The organism is Moorena sp. SIO3I8 (genome assembly GCF_010692325.1).
Taxonomy (GTDB): Bacteria; Cyanobacteriota; Cyanobacteriia; order Cyanobacteriales; family Coleofasciculaceae; genus Moorena.
The window spans coordinates 1-25080 of the sequence record NZ_JAAHHW010000094.1; the positions used below are offsets into that span (position 1 = coordinate 1).

Consider the following 25080-nt stretch of genomic DNA (forward strand, 5'->3'; position numbering starts at 1 on the left):
TTGGGCATGTTTGTCAGCATCCATTCGCAGAACTCACCTGATTATAGGTCAACTTCTCAAAGCTTAGCTCTGATTGCTCAAAACCGAACTTGAGTATTTATGCTCACTGCAAAATCGGGATGCACCCAATAATACAAGCCACAATTTGTTAGCTTATTAGCTTCCGAACAGATGAACTCTATAACTGCCTGATTTTCAACCGTCGTAGTTATTAAGTGCTGCTGGCATCCATACATCTTATTGTCACCTCATTGTTTATATTATATATTTAATATACAGCTACTGTCAACGGATATGACCAGTAAAAATCAATATATTTTCAGGACAACCCCTCACTCGTTGACATTACTAAATTACCACTTTGTCTGGTGTCCAAAAAGGAGAAAATCAGTACTAACCGGAAGCATAAAAATGAGATTGCAAGAAATTATTTTTGAACTCTGCAAAGATAATAATTGGAGACTTATCGCAAAGCGAGATAATGCCAGATCACGTCCACATGTTCTTGGAGGTTGACCCTACTTATGCTCCATCGGTAATAATAAAAAGGGTAAAAGGAAGAGCTTCTCATCATCTCAGAAGAGAATTCCCTGAATTACTAAAGCTCCCAACTCTTTGGTCTCCTAGTTATTTCTGTTCAACTACCGGAAACGCAAACACAGAAACAGTGAAAAGGTATATTGAAAACCAGAAGGGCAAATAACACGAGAGCCGGGATAAATCCCGGTACGCTCCACGCCTACCTAATAAATTAGGTAGCTAACTCTCGCTTGTTAATTCTCTGTTTGGTAAATCCCGAATATGAGTATTAACAAAAGCTAAGCTTAAGGCTTTTAGGTAAGCAAGTCCGACCTGAGGATTGGAACCAAGTAATTCTCTAGGAAACAGGGCAAAATCGTCGCCCGATGCACCACTAGTGGAAAAGTGGTTGCCATCAACAATCATTGCCAGATATTTTTCTGGGGTATTGAGCCAGATGAAGGGGTGAATCTGTTCTGGGACAGTGGGTGCTACGATGTCGTGGCTACCTGCCATAATCATGACTGGCACTTGAATTTTAGCCAAGCTAGCTGGACCAAGGGCTGTGCTGGTAATAGGATTAACAGCGATTACAGCTTTGACCCGTGGATCCTGCAAGTCATAATTAAACGGGGGTAAGCGATTGGCAAGGCATTGGAGCAGTACAGAGAGATTGAAGGTTGGGTCTTGATCAGGACACACTTGGCGCAGTCTTAAATCATTAATTTCTGCACCTGCTACGGCTAACGCTGTGTAACCCCCGAAGGAATGACCAATCACACCAACCTGTTCCAGATTCAGCTGATTAGCAAAATTAGGGTCAGATTTAGAGAGGTCTTCGAGCTCATCGAGCACATATCGAATATGTGACATACTCCCACACTGAATCAAAGATTATAGTGTGGGCTTCTTACCAACTCCACCCAACGGTATCGGCTTTCGCCGACGCTACGCGAACGGATACTCGGTAAGCTTTATTAACGATACGGGATGCCCCTCCGCACCGGAACAATATAATGAGTTCTATTTTAGGCACGTAGGTGGCGGTTAGCTCTTAATTTGATTTACCCTACTACTTTCATTATAGACGATATAAACGATTTTGAGTTCCCTGCTTGGTAAAAAAACTCTGTCCGCGATTCATCTCACACTTATGCTACGCATGTTCGTTGTGAGGCTTCTCGCGGTTGAAGCTAAATAGGTGAAATGGTTGCGATCTGAGGCAAAGCCATGGGACATGACTACTAAGGGGGCTGGTTTGGGATTGCCTTTGGGTAAGTACAGAGCAACCTCAAACTTGGTTTCTCCGGATAACCCTAGAGGGGATTGACGGCGGCGACCGGAAAGGGTGATGACTTGGTCTGTGAATTGATAAGGACCAGGTTGTTGTAAGTCTGTTAACTGGGAGACATCAATGGTATTCTCAGCAGCGGCTTCTCGGGTGGCTTGGTTTGCGATCGCATTCACGGCTGCATCTCGATATCGAAATAGGGTAGCTAGCTCTTTTTGGACATTAAAGATATAGTCGGTATCAATCAACATCCCCTCGGTGGGAAACTGACGCACTATATTCATTAGAGTTAGACCTTCGGAGTCAGCTGCTGCCAAAACCAGCGCTCCCCTAAGACTATGTAAACCATTGCGACCAGGGTGCGTTTTAATCATCTTTCCCAAACCTTCCAGAAAGGCTTCTCCCATGGGGGATTTACCTAAGCGAGATATGGCAACAGGACTGATTTTAATCCGCTTTTGGAGTAGCATCCGCAACTGTTCCAAGGCTTCTGGGTTCAGCATTTGGGCGTAGAACTCAAATTCCTTAGTAATTCTGCCCTCATTGGCGAAAATCTCCAGGGATTCCCGGGAAAGGGACAATTTTAACGGACCATAGTTAAAGTAAATGTATTCTGCACTCTTGGCTGGCTTTGGTTTGACTACTGTGGGGAGTATTCCTAAACCAAGGAATAAGCAAGTATATAAAAAACCTAGTAGTTTCTTGGGTTTGGCTTTTGCTTTCACGAGTCTAGTCTTCTCAGTCTTAGGCTTGATGAGGAGGATTATAATACAAACGAAGAGCAATGTATTGTTGAGACTTCTAGTTATAAGAATTAATTAATTCAAGTCATCGGTAAGTGAATAATTTGGTAAGCATTCAGCTATCAGCATTCAGCTATCAGTTATCAGCTAATGCGCTACGCGCACGCTACGCGAACAGCTATTAGTCATCAGTTTATGCGCTATACACACGCTACTTGATGTGCTTTTGAATAAAATAAGCTGACCGCTGACTACTGACCACTGACCGCTGATCGCTGAATGCTTACATAATTTGGTCTTGATATTCCTGATCATAATAGCATTGTGCAATTATAATTAACTTTTCAATTGGCTTTCAACTGGGCTTGTCTTTCTGATTTGATTTTCCTAGATGTTCTGCTAGCAGTGAGCATCCTACTCCTAGGACATGTGATCAATTAAGCCAGATTAGGGCAGCAGCCAGATAAATTGCTGAGCGCAAAAGTTCCCAGACTGGCTTATCGTAGCGCGTCCCTTACCCTCGATATTGATTGAGTCGGGCAAGGATTTGAAGGGGTGGTTGACAACCAGTTCGCAATTTGCTAACTTAGTTTACATAAGCACCGATCGCAGAATTAATTACCTAGTCTCAATCTCTATAACCCTTACAGTGTAAGGATTATAGTTTTGTAAAATGTGTAATCAATTTTGTGTACCTGCTTAGAGATCTTAACAACAGTGTTGTTAATAGATCTTGCATAACGACGTACTCAATTTAGTTCTAGAGAGGTATCTATGAACAGGACTGCATTGAGACTACTCGTAATGTTCAAGAATACAAGGAAATTGGAACGATTAATTGTCCTATCTAATGGGCAATTTTTTGCGCGAAATCTTTGTATATTGGGCATTACGAGTGGTCTCCGACGACTGGCGATGCCCTTGCTTGTAATGTTATGAGTGTCTTAATGCTCCTTGCCAGGATCTCTCGTTGAATCCTTACTTGGAGATATTAACATGCATACCGTATTCACTTTTTTTGACATCGCTAAGTTTTTGCAAAACCACCCAGAGTCAACCGAATACATAGCTACCTGGTTCAAGCTTGTAGAAACAGGACAGTGGTCTAGCTTTGAGCAAATGCGTCAATCTTTTCCCTATCTTGAGGGTAAAGAAAGTAACGCTTTATTTACGATTGGATGCGGTCGTTACACCCTTAAAGCTCGTATCAACTTCAAATACAAGCATATAGTTGTTCGCAATATTATTGCGAACGCGGATTATGATAGACAAGACCTATGAAACCATTCCAAAAAGCTATCTTGATTTGGTAAAAGAACACCCACTTCTTCCCATTATGTCTGAGGCGGAGGAAGAGGCAGCCAAAAATCTCATTAACTTGCTTCTAGATTTAGAGGCATGGGTCGAGTTAACTGAAGATCAAGATAGTTACCTTGCTACTTTGACTGTACTATTGCACGACTATCAGAGGAAGAAAACATTAATTCCAGATATTCACGGGATTGACTTACTCAAGTTACTCATCAAGGAACATGGATTGCGTCAGCAAGACCTAGTTAGCGTTTTTAAGACGAAATCAATTGTTTCAATGATATTAAGTGGCAAAAGAAATCTAACCGTGGAACATATCCAGAAACTGGCAGATTATTTCAAATGTTCCCCTTCTGCCTTCTTTCCAAGATAAATGTAAGTGTAACCAAGAGAAGGAATTGTAGTTCTTATCCTGGTGACTATCTATTCCCTATACAGGAGATCAAAATCATGTGGGATGAGTTATTGATTGAAGCTGGCAAACGCCTAGGGTTTATGTTTTTTGGTTATCTTGTCAAAGAGGGACTGAAAAGGTTTTTCCAACATAAGCGCAACAATAGTGGTCAGTTAGTACATGACATTTATGGAACCGATTTATTGCGAGTAATTCTGAAGGATCATTATCTTCAATCTCAAGAAATTATAGATATTTTCGGTTCCGAAGCAACCTGTAATTTAATTGTTAGTGGTCAACAAGAATTGACAATTGGACAAATCCAAAAGCTGTCTAAACGTTTGTTGATTTCACCTATGGCATTTTATCCGTTATAAGCTGTTGTGCATTTAAACTGTATATTATTGAAATTAATTAAAAAAGTGGTGCGTTACGGGGTGGGCTACTTTAACCAGGCACTCAGAGGCGGAAAATCAGGGTTAGCCCACCCCTAACGCACCCTACGGGGCGAGAGCGACAATCAAAACTATTGGGAAATTCTCCGCCATCTTCCCCATTTCTTTAATGTTTTATTACAAATCGGGCAAATATGACTACTACTTCCACTGGACGCTGGCAATTCTGGATTGATCGAGGTGGTACCTTTACGGACATTGTGGCAAAACGACCGGATGGGCAGTTGATAATTCATAAGCTGCTTTCAGAAAATCCTGAACGGTACCAAGATGCTGGAGTACAGGGAATTCGAGAGATTTTAGACATTGCTGTTGGTAAGCCGATACCAAGTGATGCCATTGAAGCGATCAAGATGGGAACGACAGTAGCCACAAATGCGTTATTGGAACGGAAAGGCGATCGCACTGTCCTAGTAATTACTAAGGGCTTCCAAGATGCCTTGCGCATCGGTTATCAAAATCGCCCCAATATCTTTGCCCGTGAAATTGTGCTCCCTGAAATGCTCTATGAACGGGTGATTGAGATAGAAGAACGGTACAGCGCCCAGGGTGAAGAGCTAATCCCCATCAATCTGGTTGAAACCCGCCAATCCTTGCAAGCTGCTTATGATGACGGTATTCGTAGCTGCGCCATTGTCTTGATGCACGGCTATCGCTATCCCACTCATGAACAGGAGATAGCCACCATCGCATTAGAGATTGGTTTTACCCAAATATCAGTATCTCATCAAGTCACCCCTTTGATGAAATTAGTCAGTCGGGGGGATACTACAGTAGTTGATGCCTATTTATCACCGATTCTGCGTCGCTATGTAGATCAGGTAGAACAAGAGTTGCAGCTTGGCGGCTTGACCAATGAAGCTTTGGAAAATAACCTTCAACCTACCCTGCCCGAAGGCTTACGGGGAAAAACTTCTGGACTATTGATGTTCATGCAGTCAAATGGAGGACTGGCGGACGCGCAACAGTTTCAAGGGAAGGATAGTATTTTATCAGGACCTGCTGGCGGTATTGTTGGAGCAGTACAGACTAGTCGAATTGGTGGTTTTGAGACGATCATTACCTTTGATATGGGTGGCACCTCTACAGATGTAGCCCATTATAACGGGGAATACGAGCGTACCTTTGAAACTGAGATTGCTGGGGTGCGGCTGCGCACACCAATGATGGCAATTAATACAGTAGCTGCCGGTGGTGGCTCCATTGTCCAGTTTGATGGTGCCCGTTATCGGGTAGGACCAGAGTCGGCTGGGGCAAATCCAGGTCCTGCTTCCTACGGTAAGGGGGGTCCGTTGACAGTGACCGATTGCAATGTGATGGTAGGGAAGTTGCAGCCAGGGTTTTTTCCCAAGGTGTTTGGAGCGGATGGTAACTTGCCGTTGGATGCTGAGGTGGTAAGGCAGAGGTTTGAAGGATTGGTCGAACAGATTGGGGATAACCGAAAACCAGAGGAAGTAGCAGCAGGATTTTTAGCGATCGCAGTCGAGAAGATGGCCAATGCCATTAAACAGATTTCTCTACAACGGGGCTATGACGTTTCCGAGTATACCCTATGTTGCTTTGGGGGTGCTGGTGGCCAGCATGGGTGTTTAATTGCCGAAGCCTTAGGGATTAAGCGAGTGTTCATTCATCCCTTTGCTGGAGTATTGTCCGCTTATGGCATGGGTTTAGCCGATATCAGGGTATTGAAAGAACAGTCAGTTGAAGCTGAGTTAGTAGAGGGGTTGGAGTTAGAGGCAATTTTGGCCAAGTTGGTGGCTCAGGGCATAGAAGAGTTGAACCACAACCATGCCCAGGATCGGAATAGTAACGAGGTTGAAGTGATTCGGCGAGTCCATTTGCGCTATGAGGGCACCGATTCAGCTTTGGTTGTTGGGTTTGGTGGGATTGATCAGATTACGGAAGAGTTTGAGGGATTGCATCGACAGCGCTATGGATTTATCGTGCCAGGGAAAACGTTGATTGTCGAAGCGGTTTCGGTAGAGTTAGTAAAGCGGATGGCTATCCCAACAGAACCGATACGGTCTCGTCACAGTGGTGAAATGTGTGCTCCCGTTGCCACAGTGCAAATGTATACTGCTAATCGATGGTGGGATACCCCTGTGTTTAGGCGAGAGGATTGGCAGCCAGGGGATTCGGTGCTGGGTCCGGCATTAATTATTGAGGCAACTGGAACCAATGTGATTGAGCCTGGTTGGAAGGCAGAGGTGACTGAACGGAATCATTTGATTTTAGTTAAATCTGGTTTGGGAGACCAGCAAGACAACCTGGAAAGCTTGACAAATAGCACTATAGATCAGCTGCAACCAAATACTGTTCAAGCTTCACCCCATCCTGACCCGGTCATGCTCGAAATCTTTAACAATCTATTCCGTTCCATAGCAGAGCAAATGGGGACAACTCTCCAAAATACCAGTTATTCAGTCAATATCAAGGAACGGCTAGACTTTTCCTGTGCGATTTTTGACCAACAAGGGCAATTGGTAGCGAATGCGCCTCATATTCCAGTGCATTTGGGGTCAATGAGTGAAAGTGTCCGCAGCTTGATTGATGCCCATGGTGATAGTCTTAAACCTGGGGATGTCTATGTTCTCAACAATCCCTACAACGGTGGCACTCATCTCCCAGATGTTACCCTTGTTACTCCAGTTTTCCTCAACTCTTCCCTAGAGCTAAAGGAACCTTCTCCCCTCTCCCCTTTATTCTTTGTCGCTTCCCGAGGACACCATGCTGACATCGGTGGTATCACTCCCGGTTCCATGCCTCCTAATAGTACCAGCGTGAAGGAAGAAGGGGTATTAATTGACAATTTCCTGCTGGTTGAGAATGGTAAATTCCGAGAAAATGAAATAACCCAACTCCTGTTAGGGGGTCAATACCCAGTCCGGAATCTGACTCAGAATATAGCTGATTTACAAGCACAGATTGCTGCCAATGAGAAAGGTGTACAAGAGTTACGGCAGATGGTAGCCCACTATGGATTAGAGACAGTGCAAGCCTATATGGGTTATGTCCAAGATAATGCTGAGGAGTCAGTGCGTCGGGTGATTGATGTGCTGACAGATGGCAGTTTCAGCTATGAGTTAGATGGGGGTGCTAAGATTCAGGTCACGATTACTATTGACCGGAACAACCGTAGTGCCAAGATTGATTTTACCGGTACCTCGCCTCAGTTAGACAGTAATTTTAATGCACCGTCAGCGGTATGCAAAGCAGCAGTGCTATACGTCTTCCGCACTCTAGTGGATGACGATATTCCACTCAATGCCGGTTGTCTGAAGCCTTTGGAGGTAATTATTCCGGAAGGTTCTATGCTCAATCCCCGTTATCCAGCAGCAGTGGTAGCTGGGAATGTGGAAACATCCCAAGCAATAACCGATGCGCTCTATGGTGCCTTAGGAGTGATGGCGGCATCTCAGAGTACTATGAATAATTTTACCTTTGGCAATGAGCGCTATCAATACTATGAAACTATTTGTGGAGGCTCTGGGGCAGGGATTGATTTTGATGGCACAGATGCGGTACATACTCACATGACCAATTCTCGCTTAACTGACCCAGAAGTTTTGGAATGGCGATTTCCAGTACTTTTGGAAAGGTTTGGGATTCGCCCTGATAGTGGGGGTAAGGGCGTTCATTGTGGGGGTAATGGCGTAATTCGCCAGATTCGTTTCCTAGAACCTATGACCGCAGGAATTCTATCTGGACGTCGAGTGGTCAAGCCTTTTGGGTTAAATGGTGGTGAAGCGGGTGCTTTGGGAAAAAATTATGTGGAACGGAAGGATGGAACTGTTGAAGAGTTGGGTAGTACTGGGGTAGTGGAAATGAATGCAGGTGATGTGTTTGTGATTGAGACCCCTGGGGGTGGGGGATTTGGTTTGGATAGTGGTGATAGTCAATCCTAATCGGTAGGAGGCGAATGCGATGTTCCTTTGGAACCGCTTCGCGATCGCATTTGGGCTAAGCCAAGAGGATAAATGCTGATCTTAATCCTGCAGCATTTATCCTAAACAAAGCTAATCTACCTACTTAGGTTCAGAGCTAAGTCGGTAGATTACCAATAAACATCGGTTACCGAGGATGAAACAATCCCAAGGTATGGGCTACTTGGAAATCTCAACGGTCTAGGAGGTTAATGGTTAGACCAGTAGCAGCACCTTTGACCGCATTATCTACCACCGAGCCATTATCAATGATCACGCCAGTGACAACACTAGCAGCAGCACCAAACCCTACATCTTGAACTAGACTCCCAGCACTGTTACGCCGAGCTCTAGTTCTATCTCGCTTAGTAGCATTGACAGCAGCACCAGCGGCAGCGCCATTGGCACTATTACCTATCAGTGAGCCGTTGTCACTTAATTCTCCAACTACCGCACCAGCAGCAGCACCAATACCGATATCTCTTAATAAATCATCAGCAGCTGCCGGTGCAGCGGGTAGTAGTGTTGCGCCTACAAAACCGGTTGTGATCAGTCCTGGTAGTAGAGCACCGAAAATTCCTTTCATCTTTGTGTCCTCTAAATTCAGAAATCGATCTACTGCTCTTAGGTTAGATCTGTCTCTCGGCAGATAACCTCTTCCATTGGTGACAAGTTAAGGAAAAAGATTCTTGACTTTTTTGGCTGAGTTGTTCTTTAAGGGTATTCAAAAAGTTATTACCCGTACTCAGACAGGCAAAGGACTTGCCAACTCGTCGGCAAGAACCTAAAAGCATATAGTTTGCCCGCAGCCAATTTGAGTGCATTCGGATTGCTGAGAGTTCAACCCTCTCAGCCCCATTAATATATCTTGAGTGGATCCCTTTCGAGGGTTATCGTGAGGGAAGGATTCGCTGCTCCACCTTTGGGATAGCTAATATGGATAGTTTTTTTATTCCCTTCTTGTCCAACTAATTTTTTGTTTGTCGCAGCTAAATTAAACCACCTTGAACCACTTGGTGACCAAGCATGATAGGCAATGGCTAAATAGTTTGGTTTATCCTCGTCATTAGAATAGTAGAATGGAATGTAATTCATCTCATCACTCCTACGCCAAAGACGAACTGCATCATCACCATCAGACTTATCAGATGATGAAAGCTTATAAACTGAAAAAGCTTGCTCTTCTAGCTTATTCCCCCCAGGCATTCCAAGTTTATAGTTTATGGTAACTTGCATACCTGGTTCTAATTTGATAACCTGCAATTTGTCTGAGTCTACATTATTATCGTAAGCTAGTGCTATAGACGACACCATCAACAGTAATTGATTTACCAACAAAGATACCCCTATGAACTTTAACTTTAAGGGGTTGGAAAATATATTCATGTTTTCTCCGATTAATTTCTGTTTTCCGCTCTAGAGAATCTTTGAGCTGTTCAATAACTTGGCAGCTGCGTCTCAATAGGGGCAGCACCAAGCGAATTTCTTCGGTATGGCTATTTTGGGTTCACTCAATAGTCCGACTGTCTCACTGTTAGGCTAAAGATACACCAAGCTCAGGCTAGTGTGTCCTTCACTTTGAGATTTAGTAATATTTTGTAACAACATGATTTACAAATAGCAAACAAACTTAAATTGTCACCAATAATCTCTTCCCATAGAATTATTTTACCGCGCTGCATCAAGAACATGAATCTACCAAAGCTTCCTAAATATATATAGGGCTTAGAGTTTTTGACCTTGTCTTGATGCAAAGCGCGAGTGGGGGAAACCAGGGCAGTTCCTCAAGACCGCGCTGCATCGCCACCAAAAATTCCTATATAATTTCTTGCCTCTTGCCTCTTGCCTCTTGCCTCTTGCCTTACTAGGGAATAATTGCGAACACCCTTGCTGGGAAACCAGAGCCTTTGAGGGGCTTAGGAAAGGTTACTATTGCGATCGCACCATACTCCGGCACCTGATCCAAGTTAGTCAGCAACTCGATCTGATACTTGTCTTGGCTGAGAATATAATTTTCTAGGGAATAGTCCCCTTGGCTAGTGGCAATTCCAGGGTCAGTATCAGTTGTTTCATGACCGGAAGCAGTAATGTAGCGTTCTTCGTAAAGATATTTGAGTACTTCAGCGCTCCAGCCAGGATAATGGGCAATACCATTAGCATCAGCATTTCGCATTTTGGTCATACTTGGCCAAGCCTTAGACCAATCCGTACGCATTGCTACAAATGCCCCTTCTGGCACCAAACCGTATTTCTGTTCCCAAGCTTGTACATCTTCCAGGGTAATTTGATAGTCGGGGTTCTGAGTCACCTTGTCACTGACATCTATTACCACCAGGGGTAGCACCATTTCAGTGACCGGGATTTCATCCTGAAACCGTTTACCCCTAACGAAATGAGCTGGCGGATCAACGTGGGTACCCCACTGACCTGGAATATTATAGCGCTGTGCCCAAAATCCAGACCCCTTGGTGCCAACCATCTCATCGTAGTAGTAGGTTGTGGTGCGTGTTTCAGGATCAAAGCCTGGCCAGTGGGGAATCTGGGGATGAAAGGTATGGGTTAAATCCACAAACTCATGGGACTTTAGTTCTGCTAATTTATCCCAAAGACTGGGGTAGTCAGCGGTTTGGGCAGTGCTCGGGTTTGCCAAACCGACTATGACAATCATGGTTAAGACCAACAAAGCTTTAAGCAACATGGCTCTTCCCTAGAAAAATTATCAAATGAAGTATCAATGATTAAGGATAAACCATGAAGCATCAAGGATTAAGCATGAATCAGTGTCCATCTTCTATCCATATTTATATAGTTATTGGTGATTTTTAAGCACTTACGCATTTACACAGTTACGCACTTATTTACTCAATTCGACGTCAAACGCTTATAAATCTGGTTAATTAGTCCACTCACAATTGCTCCAGCCATCAGCACGCCAATGGCGGGAGTAAATACTGGTTCCCAAAGGCTGTACCATAGTTCCAGTCCCAAGGGAATACCAACCGAACGACCAACCAATGCGATCGCAAACCAAAAAAAGCTCAATAAGACTAGAAAAACATCGAGCATTAAAATTTGGTTAAGCCAACGGAGCAATTGCTCTTTCATCTTCAAAACTTTTGGTATTTTAGTTTAATTGTCAACGTTATTAGTTTATTGGTGTGCAGTCATGCTGGTCAAGAGTGAAATAATCGAACTTAAAACCCACGAATCTATCGCTATCTACAATATCACCGATTACATCAGCAAATTTATAGAGGTTACTGGGCTTAAAAACGGTCATGCTTTAGTTTTTTCCAGACATACAACTACTGCGTTAGCCATTAATGAATACGAAGAACGATTACTCGAAGATATTAAAGTCCATCTAGACAAGCTAGCCCCTAAAGATGGTAAATATCTCCATAATGACCTGCACTTAAGGATTGTACCTCCTGATGAGCCGATCAATGCCCACTCTCACCTAATGGCCATGATGCTAAACAACAGCGAATATATTCCTATTATTGATGGCAAATTGGCTTTGGGCACCTGGCAATCTGTTTTATTCCTTGAATTAGATGGTCCTAGAGACAGAACTGTTTTAATTCAACTATGTGGTGAAACCTAAAAACTAGCTTACTAGGAATTGGCTGAAGCAGAACGGTTTAACTAAACACCATTATCCTAATTATAGATAATTATAGATAGAATGAGCTGAGCAAACTCCGTTAATACATTGGTATCAAAGTTGTGCTAAGATAGATAATATTGGACTCGCTCTCACTAAGAATCCTCTTCCTTCTAAGAAGGGTAGAGTGTCAACATAGTTCGACTTTGAACTGATTGAAGTAAGTTGAGCGTACCCCATCACAACCATGCGGAAATTCTGGTTTAGACTCTACAGTAGCGCTACCATAGCATCACTTCTACTTGCGGCTGGCTTTTGGAAGACTACGCCACTCTACCATGCAGCAAACACACTACTCCCCTCAGTAGCAGTATCCCCTGGGAATCAAGTAGTCGCTCAGGGTTCTCCCCCAGCCTGCTCTGCTATTGATCCGATTACCAAGGGTATGAAAAAAGAACGAAGAGCAACTGCTATGGCACAATTGGCTCGATCAACAGAAGATTGGGATTTTGTGATCAATGAGTGGATTCAAGCCATTGAGGATTTGCAAACTATCCCAGCAGACAGTCCTAAACGGATTTTTGCTCAAAAAAAAATTGCTGAATATATCAAGAACCTAGAGTTAGCTTACCTTGAAGCAGTAGCAACCACTTCATCCTTGCCCTTCTCTAGTTTTGATAACGAAATATTTGATCAGCAGCTGCGGCTTTATCTATCCTATATTGCTGCCGTTGGTACGCCTGACATTCTAATTGTAGGTAGTTCGCGGGCATTGCAAGGGCTTGATCCTCAGCAACTCCAAAAATCCTTAGGGATATTAGGCAAAGGAGAGCTAAAGGTGTTCAATTTTGGGGTAAATGGTGCCACAGCTCAATTTGTTGACTTCCAACTCCGTCAGCTCCTGACTCCAGAACAATTGCCACGGTTAGTGATCTGGGCTGATGGGGTGCGTGCCTTCAATAGTGGACGAGTAGACCGCACCTATCAATCCCTTGTCGCCTCTGAGGGATATAAACGTTTGCTGGCAGGCGATCGCCCCACACTTCCTAAAAGTCAAAAGGAATCTGCCAATACTTGCCAAGCTATTTCTGAGTCTACTATTTCCAGTGTTACTACTAAAATTTATCAAAAATGGGCACCGGAAACTAGACTTTGGGCAACAGCGACCTTAACTTCAAATCGGCAACCTAGACCCTGCAACCTAGACCCTGCAACCTGCAACCTGCAACTGGTTTCCAAACAGTTAACTACCGCCAACACTGGCTATAGTACTTTTGCCATCAATGCTAATGGTTTTATCCCTATGAATGGAACCTTTAACCCCAAAATTTACTATCGGAGCCATCCACGAGTGTCAGGGAGATATGATGCCGATTATCAGCCCTTCAGTTTTGCCGGTAAACAGACTACTGCTGTCAATGCTATTAAAAGCTTTTTGCGGCAACAAAATATTCCCTTAGTGGTGGTTAACTTACCCCTTACCAAAGACTATTTAGATCCAGTGCGTCTGAATCGTGAACAGAAATTGCAGCAGTGGATGCTCAAACAAACTGGTGAAGGATTTATCTTTATCGATATGGGCAGGCAGTGGCTAAACCAAAATCAGTATTTTGCTGATCCCAGTCATCTGAATCAATATGGCGCAGCAGCAGTGGCTAGCGAGTTGGCCGCTAATCCCCAGATTCCTTGGCCTTGACCTAATTCATAACCCAATTCATGACTTTTTGCCCCCTCAATCGACAATTCTTGTAGCGGGTGATGGGGTGATGGGATGATGGAATAATACCAAATAAAACAGTTTGAATACATTGATTAGATTAAATTTAGATTAAATTTAGATTAAATTTATTAGATTAAAGGGTGTGATGTGTATTGAAAATTGAAAATTGAAAATGTAATTATTCAGGTTTTGGGGTTGTTTGTGAAGCTATTTTGTGCATTTTGCCAGCGGCCTGACTCAAACTGTATTAAACAATCCAAATTTGCTGATTTTTGCTGCCAAATTCACACGTTACAGAGTTTGTCAACCCCTACACCTAAATAATTACATAAACAATTAACAATTAACAATTAACAATTAAAGATTTACCTGCATAGCAAGTGATTAAACTGGAGGAGATATTATTCCCCCAGTCTCCCTTCCCTTTAAAGGCTAGTCTCTTTACATGTTGTTGAAAGCTTTCCCTTCCAAGCCATACACCCTAAAGCAATAACGTTAAACAGACCCAATATCGAACTTGGTTCTGGTACTTGTTCGATTGAGTAGACAGTAGTTGTGCCACTGACCTCATTGTTAACAACTAGCATCGGTGTTTGGTTGGGACTATCCTCTGCTGATATGAACAGCAATCCTTCAAGACCAAGATCCCCTGCTGTACCAGCCTCAGGATCCCCTAGAAAGTCGCGGTTGTTGATGTAATTCACAAAGAATGGATTTTCAGGATCGCTAACGTCATAGACTATGAAGCCACCAATCTGCTCAAAACCGATGAAGGCAAAGGAGCGACCGAATAACTCAACCACTGTTATCCCCTGGGGTTCCGGACCTCTATTGTCGCTGCGGGTATCAAAGTTGTTTTCCTCAGCTTCAGCGTTGAAGAAATCTGGAAATAGGTCAGCAGTTATTTGTTCAAAAGCATCACCACTGTCAAAAACTAGCTCTAAGTCATCCTCTATTACCTTCCAAATTGAGAAGGAGCGTCCTCCAAAGGCAAACAGTTCGTCAAAGTCACCGTCTCCATCAGGGTCACCATTGATCGTTGACACTTGCAAACGTCCAAGAACATCATCTTCTTGTAGAGCGATCGCATCAGGGAAGGCAGTTGGGTCTAAGACTAAGTCATCTATCCGATCATCTTCCTGGAAAAACCTTACTTCTTCACCGTCTAAGTCACCCTCAATGCGGAGGAAATCGCCTTCGTTAGCAGTCACCAAGTAAGTTATGCCGTCAACGGTATAGACATCAAGTTGGTCTGGCTGGAATAACCCAAACACTGGCCTGTTTTGGATATTGATAGCATCGTCTCTATCGCTGGTATCTAAGCCATTATTAGGCTGACTGTGATCTTTGACACCGAGACCCACAACGTTAGTGAACTCATTAGTTTCTAGATTGAGAACACCAATGGCATTGTTTTCCTGGAGTGCTACCCAGGCAGTTTTACCATCGTCTGAGACAGTGATGTTTTCCGGTTGGAGATCCCGATCAGGGGTAATCGGAGACTGGAATAAATCCTCAATACCGAATTCCTCCTGGGATGAAGCCTCAAGTTCTTCCAATGCATCGACAAAGAGGTTAACTCCCTGGTTTTGGAGATACTGCTTTGAGAACGAACTAAAGTCTGCAGTCCTGACAGTAGGATGCTTCGAGTCAAGAAGGTCGATAATACTAACCGACCCCTTTGGATTAAGGATCTGACCTAAAGTCTCTGAGAAGGCTGGCTCTCCTTCATTGGCAACCAGTAACTTTGTGCCATCTGGGGTAAAGGTTACCGCGTCAGGCAAGGCACCAACCGTGACCGATGTTTTGAAGTTACCGTTGGTGTCAAAGAAAGCCACTGTTCCTGGATCAGTTCGCACTTCATTGGCTACGGAAACCGCTAGTAAGCCATTGGTAGAGGCAATACTCGTTGGTGTTGCCCCAAACGATTCCAGGGGAATGGTGGTGGATAACGAGAGGTTGCCTGCGACAAAGTCCAGGACATCCACTTGATTGCTACTAGCATTGGTAACGAATAACCTTTGGCTGAGTGGATCGAAAGTCGATATCTCCGCCGCCCCATCATCGAAGATTCCCGTGGAAAAGGTAGAAATCGGTGTGATGTTTAGGGAGAAGGCGGCGGCAGGTGATGTAAGTATACCCAACAGCAATGTTGAGTTAATGGTTGCTTGTATGATATTAGGCATTTTTCTATGAGAAATAGATGGACTCTGATCTTTTACCATGGTGTTCCTTGCCTCGTCTAGGTATAGGAATACCTAGCTAATACTTTAAATGAAATGGTTATCATGGAATTTATGATGCAATTATGAGAAATTTTTTAAATCAGTGCTCAATTTCGTGTAGTTCTAGTAATTTTCACTGAAACTTCACCAAATCTTTACTGAAACTTCACAAAGTATTTAATCAATCTTTAAATAAGGAATCACCAAAGCCTGATGGGATCACTTTAATTTAAAACCTAATCCAACTTTGTTTCACGCCATTTTGGCGGGAATTTGCAGAATATGATTAACAAATCATACCATAGTTTTGGATATCTGATTAAGTTTTTATATAAAAAAATTATTATAACTCTGAATATTAATCATAATTACTAGTTTTTTTTATAGTTTTATATATAACCAACTAGCTATTGTTTGTTTTTTTTTTTAACAATATATTAAATCTTATTAATGTATAGCAGAGTCTGAAATGCCGCCATTATCAATAGTAGTTAGGGTAGTTAACCTTGTTACGCCAAATTTAGAGCGTCGATCTAGTTATACTACCAAGTAGAATTATTCAATTTAAACTTAATACTGGAACGAATAAAAATAAACTTAATATTAAACAATTTAATATTAAGTTTATTATGTCGTTATTATTTGATATTTAGCTTCCTATTGTTAATGGTAATATATTACTTAGATTTTTTTTTAAAACTAAAGCAACAAAAAAAACAATTATAAACTCTAAAAAAATACAATAATGCAATTCGATATACTCTACTATAAGGTGTACCTTCAGAGCCCATAAATATTAAGATATATAACCAATTGCTAGTAAGTAGATAATGTTAGGTCACGACATAAAGTGATACCATATAAAATAGCTCCTAGGTTCTACCACACTAAATGCATCTACTCCGATGCTCAAGAGTCATTGTCTAACCGGGAGGTAATCTATGACTTCTCAAGAAACCGGAGCTTCGAGCTATGCAAGTTCTGCTTTAGGACAGGGTGTCTATGGGGAGGTGAAACTGGTGAAACTAAGGTACTCTCAAAGAGATGATTTTTCGGAGGCTTCACCAAAAGGACAAGGAAAAGGGCTTGGGGTAATAGGAATACCTTTTACCTTTGTCCATCAGGCGAGCGTGTCATTCCCTGTAAGCATGTAACTCGCTCTAGCCCAACTGCACTAGGGTGTTCTAGGATTAAGTTTTCCTGTATTGATCTTCACCTAACCCAAGGAATTAGTAAGGCATCTACAGTTCAAGGGGATAACCGAATCAGTGAATTTACCTATGGGCTTTTGTGTTGAGGTAGATTGTCCTGCAGGAAATCGCTATTCTGAGGTAGATTCACTGAAAACTTTGCTAAGTTTGCTAAGGTAGCCATCCTGACATGGCTAATCCTAGTATCTACCTGTGAAGACATCGGTTCTAACTGTAATTGAGAGTAGGACACTATGTTAACCAAGCTGTTAGGAAAAGTTCTGCTCGTTGGTATGCTCACTTCCTTAGTGAGCTGTAGTCAACCAGCCGAACAATCAAACCCTAGCTTAGAGCCATCGACAATTTCTGAAGACACTAAGGTGATTGTATTAGGTGATATTTCAAAGAATCCAGCCAAAAAGATCCGCCGCTTCCAGCCCCTGGCAAATTACCTGGCTGAGAAGTTGAGTGAGTTCGATATTAACACTGGCGAAGTAAAAATTGCCTCCGATTTTCCTACCATGATCAGCTGGCTCAAAGAAGGGGAGGTACACCTATACTTCGATAGTCTCTACCCAGCGATGAGGATTAATCAAGAGTCTGGTGCTCAACCAATTTTGCGCCGTTGGAAACGGGGTGATGCTGAGTACCACACGATTATCTTTACTATGAAAGACCGAGGGATTAAATCCCTAGCTGATCTAAAGGGTAAGAAGGTCGCGTTTGATGATAGACAATCGACCTCTGGCTATATGTTACCTATGGCTTATCTGATTGAAGCAGGTTTGAAGCCTAATGAAAAGGGATCAGCCAGTGATGTAGTTGCAGCTAATGAGGTGGGGTATATCTTCAGTGATGATGATGAAAATACTATCCAATGGGTGATTAGCTCAAAGGCAGACGCTGGTGCAGTGGATAACCAGACTTTCGAGCAAGTCCCGGAGGATGTCCGGGACGCCATGACTATTTTGGCTGAGACGGACAAGGTGCCTAGGCAAGTCGTGATGGTTCCAGGCAATATGGATCCTGAGTTAATGGCTCAGCTCAAGAGTATTCTGACTACCATGCATAACGACCCCAAGGGCAAAGAAGTGCTGACTAAGTTCCAGAAGACTGCTAAGTTTGATGAATTCCTAACTCTACAGGGGTTGGAAAGGATGCAACAATTATACAACATTGTTGAGAATCGGTAAATTGCATGGGCAGATTTAGCTGGAGACAATGGCCATTAGCCACTAAACTGACAATGACTATGACTAGCTTGGTCATTGTGGCAGTGGCTAGTGTCACCATGCTATCTCTGCACCGTGAGCAACAAACCTTTCGTAAAGAACTCAAGCAACAGGCGAATCTATTGCTTAATACTCTGATCTTAGTGACTGCTGATGCGCTCTACCTTGCAGATGCTGATGCTTTGGAGCAGGTCATGGAGCAGCTGGGGGATCAGGGGTTAGTGGAGGAGGGTTTCATATACCAAAAAGATGGACGGATCGTAGCCAAAGCCGATTCGGTAGACGGTCAGGTGTATAGTCTCGAGAGTAACTCTGTTGGCCAGGAGCTGCTAAGGCTAAAACCTGATAAGATATATGTTGAGTGGGATGCTGACCAACTTACTGTTGGGAAAGCAGTGATTCTCGGGAATCAGACAGTGGGAGCGATTAGTGTCGGACTGTCTACAGCTCCCCTGAATAATAAAATTGCTGCGGTACGTAATCAAGGTCTAGTGGTGGCAGTAACCGCAGCGGCTGCCGGTACCCTGTTGGCACTGCTGCTGAGTCGGTCAATCACTGAACCATTGCAACAGATGACTGCTGCAACCAAGCGTTTGGCTGCTGGGGACTTGAACCAGAAGATTACTGTTCACACCAAGGATGAGCTAGCGATGTTGGCAGATTCCTTCAACCGGATGACTTCCCGGCTGCGAAAAGTCATTGAAAATTTGGAACAGCGAGCTGAAGCTCTGCGCCAAAGTGAAGGGAAAAATCGAGCCTTGCTCAATGCTATCCCGGATTTAATGTTGCACTTTAGTCACGATGGTACATTTCTAGATTATAAAGCGGCAAGGAATCATAGCTCTTTTGGGTTTGGAGATCAAGTCTTGGGTAAAACGGTGTATAATGTATTACCACAAGGGATAGCTCAACTTTATATCAGCAATGTTCAGCAAGCTTTGGAAACTGGGGAGATCCAAATCTTTGAACATGAGAGGTTTATTAATGGCCAACGCCGCCATTTTGAAGCACGGATTGTGGTCAGTGGAGATAAAGAAGTGCTGACCATTGTCCGGGATATTACGGAGAACAAGTTGGCTCAGATTGAGTTGCAACAGGCAAAAGAAGCGGCTGAAGAAGCCAACCATGCCAAGAGTGCGTTTATGGCTAGTATGAGCCATGAGCTACGGACACCCCTGAACGGTATTCTGGGCTTAAGTCAGTTGCTTTGGGAAGATGCCGAGGAGTTAGGCTATGACGAGTTCGTCTCTGACTTAAAGGAGATTTGGAACTCTGGTACGCACCTGCTCACACTGATCAGTGATGTTCTAGACATTTCAAAGATTGAAGCAGGCAAGATGAACCTCTACTTAGAGAGCTTTGATGTTACCACCCTGATAGTGGAATTGGAAAGCCTTGCTAAGCCACTGATGCAGAAAAAGAACAATAGTCTAAAGATCAGCAGTGCTGACTCTCTCGGGACAATGGTGGCTGACCGGACTAAGCTCAAGCAGGTTCTGTTAAACTTGCTAAGTAACGCTGCCAAATTCACTGAGACAGGCACGATTACTTTTAGCATTAAGCGTGAAGGAAGTAACCATAGGAATGGCAAGAACGAACTCATTTTGGAGTTATCCCAACCTTATTCGAGATCCTCAAGTGCTTCCTACACCACAATCGATATCCCTACTTCCTCCAATACCTTAGCGAATCTCGAATCTGATGATTGGTTGATCTTCTCAGTAGCTGATACTGGCATTGGTATGACTCCAGAACAGCTAAACAAAGTATTTCAACCATTTACCCAGGCAGATAATTCAACCACCAAAAAGTATGGTGGAACGGGTTTAGGTCTTTCCATCAGCCAACGCTTCTGCGACATGATGGGTTGTCAAATTATGGTGGAAAGCGAGATTGGTGTTGGCTCCAGCTTTACCATCCGTTGTCCTGCTGTAGTAAATGACCCCAAAGCAGAAACACCTAAGGGCTAAATGGGTAATGGGTTAAGTGAAGGCAAAAGGTAAAAGGTAAAGTTTTCACATTTGAGCTTTCACATTTGAGCTTTCACATTTGAGCTTTCACATTTCACATGACAGCTTTCTTCTTTAATTCTTCATATTTCATCATTCATGATTTGCCTCAAATGCTGTCAGTGATACTATCAAAGTTAAATGCCTTGACCCGAACTCCTGGAACTACGATGTTACCGTAGCGCTGTACTTGGCTTAGGGCATCGATTTCTTTTAACATTTGAGGCAGGCTTTGGTTAAAGCGCAGGTTTTTAATCGGGTAGGCAATCTGACCGTCTTCAATCCAGAATGTGCCGTCACGGGTCATACCTGTGACTTCTAGGGTTTTGGGATTAACATAGCGCACATACCAAGCACGATTTACCAAAATACCTCGCTCTGTCTGGGCAATCAGGTCAGCTAGACTTTGGCTAGAACCGGACATGACAATGGGAAACAATAGTCCGGTGGGATCTTTGCCTTTCTGAGCTGCCCAATAGCGGCTATAGTAAAGGATTTGGGGAATACCGTCCTTAATCACCTCGGTATAGCGATTACTCAATCCATCCCGAAAGCAAGTGCCTAATTGAAGTAGGGGATGAGCAGGGTGGCGTTGTACCTGCACTATCGGGCTAAACATTGGCTGACCCAAGCGGTTACCAGTAGGCTTACCGGTTTGATCACTATGGGACATAAAGGAGCGTCCTTCATCGGCTGCCCGAGCATCCATATTCCAGATTACCCAAGACAGCAATTCCGCAAAGGCAGCACCATCAAATATAACTGGGTAGGTACCTGGATTCACCTTACGGGGGTGACGTGAGGCTTTAGCTCGTTCAATTAGACCTGTTATCGATGACTTCTCTAAAATCGGTAACTGCTCTATGGCAAAGGCGGTGCTATGACTCCAACTTGAACCATCGTCTATACGGGCTGTCACGCTACAGTCTGCCTCTGTACCTTGGTCTAAGGCTCGTAACCCTTGGGAGTTCCCCACAACTCGTAAAAAAGCTTGAGTACTAAGCTTACCCGACCCTTCCACTCCTGCCTTAGCAGTTAAGGTACATATTCCCTTGACCATTTCTCCCCGTTCCAAGGGGGAAAGGGTAGCAGTGGCTTGATCGAAGGCTGGGGTGCGTTGCTCATAATCCTGGGCTTCCAGTAGGGGTACCCATTCAGGATCTTCTGGGGCAATGCGAGCCAGTTGTTCTGAACGTTGGATAGTTTGGGCTATTGCCTCTGGGTCTAGTTCTGTTGTGGTAGCAGAGGCACAACGCTTACCGAAATAACTGGTAATGGTAAGTTGGCAGCGTTGGCGGCTGATATTCTGGGTAATCTGATTTTCCGAGAAGCGGCTAAGAAATTCGTCACCAAGGCTGAGACTGACGAATACCCCTTCTGCCTGGGATTGGGCAATGACTGAATCGACTAAGGATAGGGCTTGATCTTTGCGATCGCATATCGGAGCAGCAGCTAGGGTCATTTCCTGTGGGGATGGGCTTGATAAGCGGCGAATTATTCTAGTAAAAAAATATTATCCTGTAGTATACCAAAAATGTCTCAGCATATAGGAAAAGGGTGAATGAGAACGATACCGCTGCTAGCTGCCACTATCATCAGTTTTGGTTTGACAAGTGTTGGTCAAGCTCAAGGTAAAGAGATTCCTGAGTATAAAGGAACCAAGCAGTTGATGGAAGGTCCATACTCCAATAACCTGGATGCGGCTTCATACTTTCAAGTTGGCGTGAAACTGTACGGACGTCGGGACTTTCCTGGGGCAGAGCGCGCTTTTCGTAAAGCCCTTGAGTTTGACCCCTATATGGCCATGGGACGTTACTTGTTGGCGAATACGTTTTTGCAGCAGGGTAAGAACCAGCTGGCATTGGAACAATACCAAATTGCTATTGCCCTTGACCCAACCTTGTCACAAGCTTATTACAACTTAGGCATTGCTTTTTACAAGGAAGGGGCACCCGATAGTGCGATCGCTGCTTATCGACAGGCGTTGTCTTTCAATCCTGAATCAGCCGATATTTATTATAACTTAGGGTTAGCTCTGGAATCTCAGGGTAATCAAGAACAGGCGATCGAACACTACCAAGCCACCATTCGCCTAGACCCAGATTATGGCAAAGCCTACTATAACATGGGACTGATTTTAGTCGAGCAAGACCAGATTGGACCAGCAACTACTGCACTCAGACAAGCAGTTCGCACTCAACCTAAATTGGTAAAAGCACACTACCAGTTGGGACTATTACTGGTGGAGCAAGGGGAAAAGTCAGCGGCAGAGGAATCCTTTAGGGAAGCAGTTAAGGTTGACCCGAACTTGGCCCCGGCTCAGTATCAATTAGCGGTAATTTTGTTTGAGAAAGGGGAGTTGGCGGAAGCGATTACTCGGTTTCGCTTGGTGACGGAACTGGAACCGGAAAATGTGGATGCTTACCGACAGCTAGGGGCAGCACTGACAGCGAATGGTGAGTACGCCGAAGCAGTTACCACACTCAAATTAGCTGTGCAACTCGATCCTTACCACGCCTTGACCCACTACAACCTCGGTGTTGCTCTACAACAGCAAGAACAGTATGAGGAAGCCATGGCTGAATATCAGCAAGCTCTTAGCCTGTCTCCGGCATTAGCAGAAGGTCATTACAACTTGGGTGTAGTTTTAGAAAAGTCTCAACAGCGAGAGGAAGCTCTCTCTTCTTTGGTCAAAGCTAGAGAGTTATTCGCCTTTGCTGGTAATGAGGAGAAGGTGACAGAGGTTGATGAGTACATCAAGCAGCTAGAAGCACAAGAAAAGTTGGTTGATACTCAAGAAACTCCTGAGGTAGACTCTCCTGAAATTCCACACATGAAGTCTCCTGAAATTCTGGAGGTAGAATCCCAAGAAACTCCTAAGATAGAGTCCACTGAAACTGAACATATGGAACCGGAAAAGTCTGAACCAGACAGAGGGATTCCTAAGCTTTAAATGGGTAAGCGGTCAATATCAGGGTTGGAGCCAATAATAACCATAAGCATATCTTTGTACAGAGGTTGATTAGGGTCAGGGTTAATCTCAAATTCAGCATCTCCCTTAATAGCCAGGACAGTCAAGCCATAGCGCTTGCGCAATTCCAGTTCCAAAATGGTTTTGCCATCAAATTTTTCTGGCACTCTGACCTCGACAATACTGTGCTTAGAGTCTAGGTCAAACCATTCCAAAATGGATGGTTTGGTGAGGGAGCGTGCTAAAGCACAACCTGCGTCATTCTCAGGAAAAACTACATGATCGGCTCCTACCCGTTTTAACAGCTTGCCATGAACTTCTGAGGAAGCTTTAGCAATGACGTAAGGAACTCCTGCTTCTTTTAAGTTGAGGGTGGTGATAATGCTTTCTTGTAAATAGTTACCGATGGCAATAATTACTGTGTCAAATTCTAAAATCCCGGCTTCTTTCAATGCTAAGGGTTCTTTTGAATCCAGCTGCACAGCATGGGAAGCTATTTTTTCGGTTAACACTTGGCAAACTAGTTTTTCATCAATATCAGTACCCAGAACCTCATAGCCAAGTTGGTATAGTGTGGAACAGACAGCTCGACCAAAACGCCCTAGTCCAATAACGGCAAACTGTTTATTTTCTTTGGGTAGGTTACGCAAAAACGTTAAAAATGATAGATTCACTTCGGCCTCCTTTGATAACTGCTATAGTAAGTTTTTATTACTTGTTCCTTGTTGATTTTTAAGTGTTAATTGCCATTGGCAATTTGCCATTACCAAGCCAGTATACCTTTTACCTAGGATTATCCCACAAGTAAGTTTTCTTCTGGATAGTGAACTGAACTGGGACGGGGTTCTCCTAGTAGGGATGCCATCAGCAACAAAACTCCAACCCTGCCAATGTACATTGTTCCAATTAAAACTAGCTTTGCCCAGGTAGAAACGTCTGGGGTAATCCCTGTGGAAAGACCGACAGTAGCAAAGGCTGAGACAACTTCAAATAAAATCTCAATAAAATCCATATTTGGCTCAGCTAGGGAAATTAAAAGTGTTGAGAGAATTACTGTAGCGAATGACCCTACTAAGACTCCAATGGCTTTTAGAATTAGCTCAATTGGCACCTGGCGCTTATATAGATAAACCTCTTCTTTGCCTTGTAAAATTGCTTTGGTAGAACTAACTAAAATTCTTACTGTTGTAGTCTTTATCCCACCACCTGTTCCTCCTGGACTGGCTCCAAAAAACATCATTGCAATGGTAATAAATAACCCGGCTGTGGTCATTTTACCAATATCAATGGTGTTAAAGCCTGCGGTTCTGGTGGTCACTGACTGAAACCAGGCTTTGATAAATTTGTCTGATAATGTTGAAGGTCCTAGAGTGTTATAATTATTAAATTCGATGAATAAAAATGCGATTGCTCCCACTATCAACAAAAAGATAGTGGTGCTAGTGACTACTTTAAAATTCAGGGAAAATTCCAGAGACTGACGTCGTCGG

22 protein-coding genes and 1 pseudogene are annotated in these 25080 nt (G+C 43.5%); 12 read left to right on the forward strand and 11 right to left on the reverse strand.

Going from position 1 to position 25080, the window contains the following annotated elements; genetic code table 11:
- Nucleotides 1–294 precede the first annotated feature (294 nt).
- Nucleotides 295–703 (forward strand): annotated as a pseudogene (tnpA, locus tag F6K51_RS26580) (IS200/IS605 family transposase).
- Nucleotides 704–759: 56 nt separating this feature from the next.
- On the opposite strand, the gene F6K51_RS26585 reads toward tnpA, so the two are convergent.
- Nucleotides 760–1392 (reverse strand): hypothetical protein, encoded by a 633-nt coding sequence (locus F6K51_RS26585; protein ID WP_293025791.1) that lies wholly within the window; start codon nt 1390–1392, stop codon nt 760–762.
- Nucleotides 1393–1420: 28 nt separating this feature from the next.
- On the opposite strand from F6K51_RS26585, the gene F6K51_RS26590 reads away from it, so the two are divergent.
- A complete protein-coding gene (locus F6K51_RS26590; RefSeq protein WP_293025793.1) occupies nt 1421–1570 on the forward strand; it encodes a hypothetical protein in 150 nt (49 codons plus the stop codon).
- An 89-nt stretch (nt 1571–1659) separates the two neighbouring features.
- Here the strand turns inward: F6K51_RS26590 and F6K51_RS26595 are convergent, their stop codons facing one another.
- Nucleotides 1660–2535, reverse strand: a complete 876-nt coding sequence (locus F6K51_RS26595; RefSeq protein ID WP_293025795.1) for an alpha/beta hydrolase — start codon at nt 2533–2535, stop codon at nt 1660–1662.
- A gap of 1014 nt (nt 2536–3549) precedes the next feature.
- Between F6K51_RS26595 and F6K51_RS26600 the strand changes: the two genes are divergently transcribed.
- The 4 genes from F6K51_RS26600 (at nt 3550) to F6K51_RS26615 (ending at nt 8618) form a co-directional block, all read left to right on the forward strand.
- Nucleotides 3550–3834, forward strand: coding sequence for a type II toxin-antitoxin system HigB family toxin (locus F6K51_RS26600; protein WP_293025797.1), 285 nt, complete (start codon nt 3550–3552; stop codon nt 3832–3834).
- Nucleotides 3815–4237, forward strand: coding sequence for a helix-turn-helix domain-containing protein (locus F6K51_RS26605; protein ID WP_293025799.1), 423 nt, complete (start codon nt 3815–3817; stop codon nt 4235–4237). Before F6K51_RS26600 ends, F6K51_RS26605 begins: the two co-directional genes overlap by 20 nt.
- Before the next feature lie 77 nt (nt 4238–4314).
- Nucleotides 4315–4635 (forward strand): hypothetical protein, encoded by a 321-nt coding sequence (locus F6K51_RS26610; RefSeq protein WP_293025801.1) that lies wholly within the window; start codon nt 4315–4317, stop codon nt 4633–4635.
- 212 nt (nt 4636–4847) lie between these two features.
- Nucleotides 4848–8618, forward strand: a complete 3771-nt coding sequence (locus F6K51_RS26615; RefSeq protein ID WP_293025803.1) for a hydantoinase B/oxoprolinase family protein — start codon at nt 4848–4850, stop codon at nt 8616–8618.
- Nucleotides 8619–8829: 211 nt separating this feature from the next.
- On the opposite strand, the gene F6K51_RS26620 is transcribed toward F6K51_RS26615, so the two are convergent.
- The 5 genes from F6K51_RS26620 to F6K51_RS26640 all read right to left on the reverse strand — a co-directional run bounded on the left by F6K51_RS26620 (nt 8830) and on the right by F6K51_RS26640 (nt 11741).
- Complete coding sequence (locus F6K51_RS26620) at nt 8830–9222, reverse strand: hypothetical protein (RefSeq protein ID WP_293025805.1); 393 nt, start codon at nt 9220–9222, stop codon at nt 8830–8832.
- A 43-nt stretch (nt 9223–9265) separates the two neighbouring features.
- A complete protein-coding gene (locus F6K51_RS26625; RefSeq protein WP_149030861.1) occupies nt 9266–9460 on the reverse strand; it encodes a hypothetical protein in 195 nt (64 codons plus the stop codon).
- 34 nt (nt 9461–9494) lie between these two features.
- On the reverse strand, nt 9495–9971 hold the full coding sequence (locus F6K51_RS26630; RefSeq protein WP_149030860.1) for a hypothetical protein: 477 nt from the start codon (nt 9969–9971) through the stop codon (nt 9495–9497).
- Nucleotides 9972–10500: 529 nt separating this feature from the next.
- Entirely contained in the window at nt 10501–11334 is an 834-nt protein-coding gene (locus F6K51_RS26635; RefSeq protein ID WP_293025809.1) for a cyclase family protein, read from the reverse strand.
- A gap of 164 nt (nt 11335–11498) precedes the next feature.
- Nucleotides 11499–11741, reverse strand: coding sequence for a hypothetical protein (locus F6K51_RS26640; protein ID WP_293025810.1), 243 nt, complete (start codon nt 11739–11741; stop codon nt 11499–11501).
- A 28-nt stretch (nt 11742–11769) separates the two neighbouring features.
- On the opposite strand from F6K51_RS26640, the gene F6K51_RS26645 reads away from it, so the two are divergent.
- Nucleotides 11770–12243 (forward strand): secondary thiamine-phosphate synthase enzyme YjbQ, encoded by a 474-nt coding sequence (locus tag F6K51_RS26645; protein WP_365940232.1) that lies wholly within the window; start codon nt 11770–11772, stop codon nt 12241–12243.
- Nucleotides 12244–12490: 247 nt separating this feature from the next.
- Nucleotides 12491–13939: a hypothetical protein gene (locus F6K51_RS26650; protein WP_293025812.1), complete on the forward strand. Its 1449-nt coding sequence runs from the start codon at nt 12491–12493 to the stop codon at nt 13937–13939.
- A 449-nt stretch (nt 13940–14388) separates the two neighbouring features.
- Here F6K51_RS26650 and F6K51_RS26655 read toward each other — a convergent pair whose 3' ends face one another.
- On the reverse strand, nt 14389–16149 hold the full coding sequence (locus F6K51_RS26655) for a choice-of-anchor I family protein (protein ID WP_293025814.1): 1761 nt from the start codon (nt 16147–16149) through the stop codon (nt 14389–14391).
- A 980-nt stretch (nt 16150–17129) separates the two neighbouring features.
- On the opposite strand from F6K51_RS26655, the gene F6K51_RS26660 reads away from it, so the two are divergent.
- The 3 genes from F6K51_RS26660 to F6K51_RS26670 all read left to right on the forward strand — a co-directional run bounded on the left by F6K51_RS26660 (nt 17130) and on the right by F6K51_RS26670 (nt 20580).
- On the forward strand, nt 17130–17342 hold the full coding sequence (locus tag F6K51_RS26660; RefSeq protein WP_293025816.1) for a hypothetical protein: 213 nt from the start codon (nt 17130–17132) through the stop codon (nt 17340–17342).
- A 290-nt stretch (nt 17343–17632) separates the two neighbouring features.
- Nucleotides 17633–18571, forward strand: coding sequence for a phosphate/phosphite/phosphonate ABC transporter substrate-binding protein (locus F6K51_RS26665; protein WP_293025818.1), 939 nt, complete (start codon nt 17633–17635; stop codon nt 18569–18571).
- Nucleotides 18572–18624: 53 nt separating this feature from the next.
- The gene (locus tag F6K51_RS26670; RefSeq protein WP_293025820.1) at nt 18625–20580 is read left to right on the forward strand and encodes an ATP-binding protein; all 1956 of its coding nucleotides are present in this window, start codon (nt 18625–18627) and stop codon (nt 20578–20580) included.
- Between the two features lie 148 nt (nt 20581–20728).
- Here the strand turns inward: F6K51_RS26670 and F6K51_RS26675 are convergent, their stop codons facing one another.
- Nucleotides 20729–22081 (reverse strand): TldD/PmbA family protein, encoded by a 1353-nt coding sequence (locus F6K51_RS26675; RefSeq protein WP_293025822.1) that lies wholly within the window; start codon nt 22079–22081, stop codon nt 20729–20731.
- A gap of 99 nt (nt 22082–22180) precedes the next feature.
- On the opposite strand from F6K51_RS26675, the gene F6K51_RS26680 reads away from it, so the two are divergent.
- A complete protein-coding gene (locus F6K51_RS26680; RefSeq protein WP_293025824.1) occupies nt 22181–23572 on the forward strand; it encodes a tetratricopeptide repeat protein in 1392 nt (463 codons plus the stop codon).
- On the opposite strand, the gene F6K51_RS26685 is transcribed toward F6K51_RS26680, so the two are convergent.
- Nucleotides 23569–24264 carry a TrkA family potassium uptake protein gene (locus tag F6K51_RS26685; RefSeq protein WP_293025826.1) on the reverse strand — a complete coding sequence of 232 codons (696 nt, stop codon included), beginning with the start codon at nt 24262–24264 and terminating at the stop codon, nt 23569–23571. The two genes, F6K51_RS26680 and F6K51_RS26685, sit on opposite strands and share 4 nt — an antisense overlap.
- A 119-nt stretch (nt 24265–24383) precedes the next feature.
- On the reverse strand, nt 24384–25080 hold a 697-nt coding region (locus tag F6K51_RS26690), incomplete at its 5' end, for a potassium transporter TrkG (RefSeq protein ID WP_293025828.1).

Coding starts and splice junctions, on each gene's coding strand:
- F6K51_RS26585 (WP_293025791.1), bottom strand. CDS start 1,392: ATGTCACATATTCGATATGTGCTCGATGAGCTCGAAGACCTCTCTAAA.
- F6K51_RS26600 (WP_293025797.1), top strand. CDS start 3,550: ATGCATACCGTATTCACTTTTTTTGACATCGCTAAGTTTTTGCAAAAC.
- F6K51_RS26605 (WP_293025799.1), top strand. CDS start 3,815: ATGATAGACAAGACCTATGAAACCATTCCAAAAAGCTATCTTGATTTG.
- F6K51_RS26610 (WP_293025801.1), top strand. CDS start 4,315: ATGTGGGATGAGTTATTGATTGAAGCTGGCAAACGCCTAGGGTTTATG.
- F6K51_RS26615 (WP_293025803.1), top strand. CDS start 4,848: ATGACTACTACTTCCACTGGACGCTGGCAATTCTGGATTGATCGAGGT.
- F6K51_RS26620 (WP_293025805.1), bottom strand. CDS start 9,222: ATGAAAGGAATTTTCGGTGCTCTACTACCAGGACTGATCACAACCGGT.
- F6K51_RS26625 (WP_149030861.1), bottom strand. CDS start 9,460: ATGCACTCAAATTGGCTGCGGGCAAACTATATGCTTTTAGGTTCTTGC.
- F6K51_RS26635 (WP_293025809.1), bottom strand. CDS start 11,334: ATGTTGCTTAAAGCTTTGTTGGTCTTAACCATGATTGTCATAGTCGGT.
- F6K51_RS26640 (WP_293025810.1), bottom strand. CDS start 11,741: ATGAAAGAGCAATTGCTCCGTTGGCTTAACCAAATTTTAATGCTCGAT.
- F6K51_RS26650 (WP_293025812.1), top strand. CDS start 12,491: ATGCGGAAATTCTGGTTTAGACTCTACAGTAGCGCTACCATAGCATCA.
- F6K51_RS26655 (WP_293025814.1), bottom strand. CDS start 16,149: ATGCCTAATATCATACAAGCAACCATTAACTCAACATTGCTGTTGGGT.
- F6K51_RS26660 (WP_293025816.1), top strand. CDS start 17,130: ATGACTTCTCAAGAAACCGGAGCTTCGAGCTATGCAAGTTCTGCTTTA.
- F6K51_RS26665 (WP_293025818.1), top strand. CDS start 17,633: ATGTTAACCAAGCTGTTAGGAAAAGTTCTGCTCGTTGGTATGCTCACT.
- F6K51_RS26670 (WP_293025820.1), top strand. CDS start 18,625: ATGACTATGACTAGCTTGGTCATTGTGGCAGTGGCTAGTGTCACCATG.
- F6K51_RS26675 (WP_293025822.1), bottom strand. CDS start 22,081: ATGACCCTAGCTGCTGCTCCGATATGCGATCGCAAAGATCAAGCCCTA.
- F6K51_RS26680 (WP_293025824.1), top strand. CDS start 22,181: ATGAGAACGATACCGCTGCTAGCTGCCACTATCATCAGTTTTGGTTTG.